Below are 5821 nucleotides of genomic sequence, written 5' to 3'. Positions count from 1 at the left end.
TTCTTTCATATAGGGAGTTGTGTATTTTATCTATATTAACTAGATCCAGCTTATCGTTATGTGTAATTTTTCACAACTCATTTAGGATTGCTATATACTTTAGCAACTAAACTAGTAGAGGTCAAGCATGTTGTCAACTAAAATTTATGCTAACTCAGGAAGACTATAATACTCACAACCACGTTAAATACTTGATTAACTATCATTTTGTATTTATACCTAAACGCCGCAAGAAAGTTTTAATAGGAGAGGTAGCAACTAGAGCTAGACAGATATTTGCTGAATTAGCTATAGAGAAAAATTGGGATATTCTTGCCTTAGAAGTAGCACCTGACCACCTTCACTTATTTGTTAGTGTCAAGCCTACAGATACTCCACATTTAGTAATTAAGGCTTTTAAAGGACGAAGCAGTTATCTTCTAAGAAAAGAATTTCCTGTCCTTTTAAAACTCCCCTCACTATGGACAAGTAGTTATTTTGTGAGTACTGCTGGTAATATAAGTAGCGAGGCGGTTAGAAAGTATATTGAAGATCCTCATCATGCATCAAATTAGAAAGAAAATGCCACTGCGACTAAAGTCGCTCGTGCCGCTTTCCTCTCAGCACTAAAGTGTCTGAGTTTCCCGCATCCCGCGTATCCCTATGAGATGATGATCGGCATTACACAGCTTTCATATCTAGCTCAAACAATTTTGAATTTTGAATTATTATGACTCCCCTAGTTGGTATTATTATGGGCAGCGATTCTGATTTGCCCACCATGAAAGATGCGATCGCAGTTTGTGAAGAATTTGGGGTTGAGAGCGAAGTAGCGATCGTTTCTGCTCATCGTACCCCAGAACGTATGGTAAAATATGCTCAACTTGCACACCAACGTGGTATTAAGGTAATTATTGCTGGTGCCGGTGGTGCTGCTCATCTGCCTGGAATGGTAGCGTCTTTAACTCCACTTCCTGTGATCGGTGTTCCTGTACCTACTCGTAACTTACAAGGTGTTGATTCTTTGTATTCTATTTTACAAATGCCTGCGGGTATTCCTGTAGCAACAGTAGCGATCGGTAATGCCAAAAATGCCGGACTTTTAGCAGTACAAATCCTCGCAACTCAGCAACCAGAATTGCTAGAAAGAGTGCAGCAATATCGCCAAACTCTATCTGAATCAGTAATTGCAAAGCAAGCAAAACTAGAACAACTAGGCTATGAGCAATATTTGCAGCAAATGTTATGAACTACCCATAGTTGGCTTCGCCTGAACTATGGGTTTCTACATCCCATAATTCGTTAGTAGCGGAGATTTCTACAGATTATTGTAGCAATAAAGCTGGGTCTAAATTCGGGAAGAAACCGCTACGGTTTACTTCTTCATATTTACCAATACCTTTGAATTCCTCCCAAGAAACATCGGCGACGGTGACTAGTTTCTCTTGTCTAGGATGGTCTACAAGTGGGATACTCATATTGCCTCTCAAGAGTTCCTTAATTACGAATTACCTTAGCGCCACGGAGAGCGAGTCTTCTCCCAAGGGGAGACGCCAAGGGCGAACGAGCGTCATTACGAACTTGTACTGAGCGCAGCCGTTGGCGCAGCCTAAGAAGAGAAGTATTACGAATTATTTTAACTCAAACCCAGTTCTCGTTTTAGCAGGTTAATCGAGTTAGTACCGATATAATTCTCAACCTTAATCAGCTTCGGTGGACGAATAATATCTTCATCGGCTGCTACCACTGCTGCTTGCACTGCCGCAAAACTGGCTTGGTCACTTATGATTACCTCAGCCCGTTTAACCATTGCTTGAAGTTTATAAGCATCTTTTGGTTGCGAAGTCATCACCAGTAGTTCATCCCCCCGCAGACCGTGGAGGATGACTTCTGCGGCGCGGGCAATCCCGGAACTGAGGCTAACTATGCCTACACAGTTTTCTTTTGGTAGGGTTTTCAATAGGCTAAGTTCTTTGCTGTAGTCGTAGATATCCAGAGGAATTACCCGTGCAGCTTTAGGAGCTGCGATCGCTTCCACATTACTGATAAAATACCGACTTGTGACTACTGTCGCCGAGGTAGTTTTATCTAGCGCAACTGTTAATTCATCCATTGCTACCAACTGGACTGGGATTTTCAGAGCTAGTTCTAATTCATACACCATCAACTCACCAGCACCCATGTCATAAGATGGGACTGCAACCAGTACTCGCGCACTACAACGCAAGCGCCAGTCAATTTCCGCTAAAAATAGCTCTCTGGATTGATTCAGTGAACATCCTTGAGAGAGCAAATCATCAAGTGCTTTCTGGACAATTTGATAAGCATTAGGATTTTGTTTGAGAATTGGTGATTGCAGCCTACTACCGCCCTCATGACCTTGGGGACGAACATAAATTCCTGAACCAGCCATACTTTCAACAAATCCATCTTCCTCCAGTTGACGGTAAACTTTGCTAATGGTATTACGGTGTAATCCCGTTTGCATTGCTAGCGCTCGTGTACTTGGCAATTTGTAAGCAGGGGGATATTGCCGGGAAGCGATCGCAAACCGGATTTGATTAAACAGCTGGGTTGATGCGGGAATTTCGCTGTCTGGCTGAATACGGAATTGAATCATCAGCAAACCTCCTGAATACTAAGTGGGAAGTGGGGAGTGGGAGTGGTGATTGGGCTTGCCGTGAGCGTAGCCGAATGGGAGTATTAAGTGTTGCTTTCCTACTCAGCACGGGCTAAACGCCCCGTTACCAGCACTTTTAACTCAGCACTCTTTTGGTGTCCAGCTGCATTTATTACATATAAAAAATTTTATTTACATATAAAGTTTTTCTGGTAAAAATTTCTCATGCGCTGATTATTGGTAATTGATAATTTAATTGGAAAAAACCTGGACATACTGGCATAGTTATATCAAATAAACACACGGCTAATCACATAGCACTGGTAATAATTATTATGACAGAGCAAGCAATAATTACCACAACGGTTAATCTTTTGCAAGATAATGTTCAAGTGTCTGCTTATCTGGCAAAGCCAAAAGAATCTGGATCTTACCCAGGAGTGGTGGTATTACAAGAGATTTTTGGTGTCAATGTTCACATTCGGGAAGTTACAGAACGGATTGCCAAACTTGGATATGTAGCGATTGCACCTGCACTTTTTCAACGTGTTGCTCCTGGTTTTGAAACCGGATATACATCCGAAGATATAGAAACGGGGAGAAGCTACGCCATGCAAACTCAAGCATCAGAGTTATTGAGCGATATTCAATTAGCAATTGACTACCTGAAAAATCTGCCTCAAGTGAAAAAAGATGGTTTTGGCTGTATTGGCTTCTGCTTTGGCGGTCACGTCGCATATCTTGCAGCCACCTTGCCAGATATTAAAGCTACGGCTTCCTTCTACGGTGCTGGAATTGCCACCCGCACACTAGGAGGTGGCGCTCCTAGTCTCACCCGCACCAGCGAAATAACGGGTAGTCTCTATGCCTTTTTTGGTAAAGAAGATGCTAGCATCCCAGCCGAACAAGTAGATGAGATTAAAGCAGAGTTAGAAAAATATAAAATTCCTCATCGTGTGTTTCGCTACGATGGAGCTAATCACGGATTTTTCTGTGACCTTCGTGCCAGTTATAATCCTAAAGCTGCGGCTGATGCTTGGGAGCAAGTGAAACAACTCTTTAGTCAACTGAACTGAAGCATACACAGCCAAGTTCGTTTTTTGTCATTTGTTATTAGTAATAACCACAACACCATGTGCAACTTTTACTCAAACTTAAGCCTTCAGCCCTCTTCCAGCAGAGGGAATGGAGAAAATTCAAAGCCTCTCTCGTTTTAGGAGAAAGGTCAGAATATTAAGTTGCACATCGCGTAACTACAGATAAATGACAAAGAACAAATAACAATCTAAACTCCAGTGGCATCAGATCAAATAACAATTAATCTTCAAAAGTCATGAATTCCGAATCGAAACTTTCTCAAACAGCCAATTCGTCGTTTACGATGGACGATTTTGCCAAAGCACTAGAAATACACGACTACCAGTTTCAAAAGGGACAGGTTGTACATGGCAAAGTGTTCCAACTTGACCACGATGGAGCCTATGTTGATATTGGTGGCAAGTCGTCAGCATTTCTGCCGCGCGATGAGGCTTCTTTGAGAGCAGTTACCGATTTATCGGAGGTGTTGCCATTGCAAGAGGAAATGCAGTTTTTGATTATTCGAGATCAGGATGCAGAAGGTCAAGTCACCCTTTCTCGAAAGCAGTTGGAAATTCAGCAAATCTGGCAACGACTGACCGAAATGCAGGAAAATGCTCAAACTGTGCAAGTACGGGTTATGGGTGTGAATAAAGGTGGTGTCACCGTCGATATTCTTTCATTGCGGGGATTTATTCCGCGATCGCACCTGGCCGAGCGTGATAATTTAGAAGCACTCAAAGGTCAAAATCTAACTGTGGGTTTTTTGGAAATTAATCGCAACACCAACAAACTCATCCTTTCCCAGCGTTTAGCAACTCGTTCTAGCAACTTCAGCTTGTTAGAAATAGGTCAGTTGGTGGAAGGTAAAGTTACTGGTATCAAACCTTTTGGTGTATTTGTCGATTTAAGTGGGATGGGCGCTTTGCTTCATATCAAGCAGGTAAGCCAAAAGTTCATTGAATCACTAGAAAAGGTATTTAAAGTTGGTCAGCCAATTAAAGCTGTAATTATTGACTTGGATGAGGGCAAAGGGCGGGTTGCTCTTTCTACCAGAGTTTTGGAAAACTTCCCTGGCGAGGTGCTAGAGAATTTTGATGAGGTGATGGCTTCGGCTGAGGCGCGTGCCAATAGAGCTAATAACAAAGCTTCTGAATAGTTTTGAAATGGGCTTGAGCAATAATCCAAGTTGTGGGTTATTTTATAATTCCCCCTGCATCTACAAAGATGTGGGGGAATTTGATATTGGGAAAACTTTTCACAGACTTGCTTTTTAGCCTCTCTCTGCCTGGAAATGCGGCTAAAACAAGAATTTCAGTCAGCTTCAGATGACTTTCGCTATGAGCAGCAGAATTTATTCTGAGGCGGACGTGTGGGCAATGCCAACATTCTGCAATGATGCAAATAAGTGAGTCCACACATCTCACATTTGAACCCATCACCCGCCATAGGGTAGAAACCTACGGCTAATAGCAAAAGTCCTCTCAAGAGGACTAAACAATTATTTCACTTTATGACTTACTTACCCCGAAATTTTTAAGCTGGATTTTGCTATCAGATCAAAAGCTCTAGGATGCACTTGCTTGAAACGAAGGCTAGGATGCCAGGGATCTTGCTTAAACTGCTGATAGGCTTCGCGTGCCTGTTGCTGAACCTGCTGAGGAAGATTAACAAATAAGTTGCGAAACTGAGCCGTTGTTCTAGATTTCACAAGGTTTCTGGATCTAGCTCTTGGGTTTTGCCTGCTTGATCTTCAGCCAAGGCTGCTGTTGCAAGTTCAGCTAGTACATCATGAGACTTTGCAAATACTTTGTTCCAATGGGCTTCGTCTTCCAGTTCTTCCAGAATGAGCGCAGCAATTGCATCTTGCTCGCTTTCGGGAAGCTGTTTCACCCGTGCGATCGCTTGTTCAAGTAACTTAGTCATAGCTGTTATGCTGCTGTCAAAAATACCTGCTAATTATTCTACGCTTTCAGGGAAAATTGAAGCTGCGTAATGATAACGAAAAGGATGCTAAATCAAGCTGATCATGTTCAGTCCAGGTATCATTTTGGTCGATGATAGATAAGTTTTGCTCGACTAGCTCATTTAGAATCAGGGTTGCCAAGCGTAGCCGTTCAGTCGGTGACAAGTTACAAACAACTT

The 5821-nt window shown here is 42.3% G+C and carries 8 protein-coding genes; 4 read left to right on the top strand and 4 right to left on the bottom strand.

Annotated features, from left to right (window positions below; all coding sequences use genetic code 11):
• Window positions 1-146 precede the first annotated feature (146 nt).
• Together tnpA and purE are read left to right on the top strand one after the other, a co-directional pair.
• Entirely contained in the window at window positions 147-554 is a 408-nt protein-coding gene (tnpA, locus tag ACYTXL_RS12685) for an IS200/IS605 family transposase (RefSeq protein ID WP_461925061.1), read from the top strand.
• Window positions 555-709: 155 nt separating this feature from the next.
• Window positions 710-1228 carry a 5-(carboxyamino)imidazole ribonucleotide mutase gene (gene purE / locus ACYTXL_RS12680; protein ID WP_461925060.1) on the top strand — a complete coding sequence of 173 codons (519 nt, stop codon included), beginning with the start codon at window positions 710-712 and terminating at the stop codon, window positions 1226-1228.
• A gap of 76 nt (window positions 1229-1304) precedes the next feature.
• Here purE and ACYTXL_RS12675 read toward each other — a convergent pair whose 3' ends face one another.
• Together ACYTXL_RS12675 and ACYTXL_RS12670 are read right to left on the bottom strand one after the other, a co-directional pair.
• Complete coding sequence (locus ACYTXL_RS12675) at window positions 1305-1457, bottom strand: hypothetical protein (protein WP_461925059.1); 153 nt, start codon at window positions 1455-1457, stop codon at window positions 1305-1307.
• Between the two features lie 158 nt (window positions 1458-1615).
• Window positions 1616-2599, bottom strand: coding sequence for a GntR family transcriptional regulator (locus tag ACYTXL_RS12670; RefSeq protein WP_461925058.1), 984 nt, complete (start codon window positions 2597-2599; stop codon window positions 1616-1618).
• A 335-nt stretch (window positions 2600-2934) separates the two neighbouring features.
• On the opposite strand from ACYTXL_RS12670, the gene ACYTXL_RS12665 reads away from it, so the two are divergent.
• Together ACYTXL_RS12665 and ACYTXL_RS12660 are read left to right on the top strand one after the other, a co-directional pair.
• Entirely contained in the window at window positions 2935-3675 is a 741-nt protein-coding gene (locus tag ACYTXL_RS12665; RefSeq protein WP_461925057.1) for a dienelactone hydrolase family protein, read from the top strand.
• Between the two features lie 257 nt (window positions 3676-3932).
• Window positions 3933-4835, top strand: coding sequence for a S1 RNA-binding domain-containing protein (locus ACYTXL_RS12660; RefSeq protein WP_334904369.1), 903 nt, complete (start codon window positions 3933-3935; stop codon window positions 4833-4835).
• Between the two features lie 363 nt (window positions 4836-5198).
• Here the strand turns inward: ACYTXL_RS12660 and ACYTXL_RS12655 are convergent, their stop codons facing one another.
• Window positions 5199-5387 carry a hypothetical protein gene (locus tag ACYTXL_RS12655; RefSeq protein ID WP_461925056.1) on the bottom strand — a complete coding sequence of 63 codons (189 nt, stop codon included), beginning with the start codon at window positions 5385-5387 and terminating at the stop codon, window positions 5199-5201.
• Window positions 5384-5602, bottom strand: a complete 219-nt coding sequence (locus ACYTXL_RS12650; protein ID WP_461925055.1) for a hypothetical protein — start codon at window positions 5600-5602, stop codon at window positions 5384-5386. The genes ACYTXL_RS12655 and ACYTXL_RS12650 overlap by 4 nt, the downstream gene beginning before the upstream one ends.
• Window positions 5603-5821 lie beyond the last annotated feature (219 nt).

It is taken from the genome of Nostoc sp., assembly GCF_054880495.1.
Note: the sequence above shows the minus strand (reverse complement) of the source record. Positions and strands in the feature narration are given on the sequence as shown.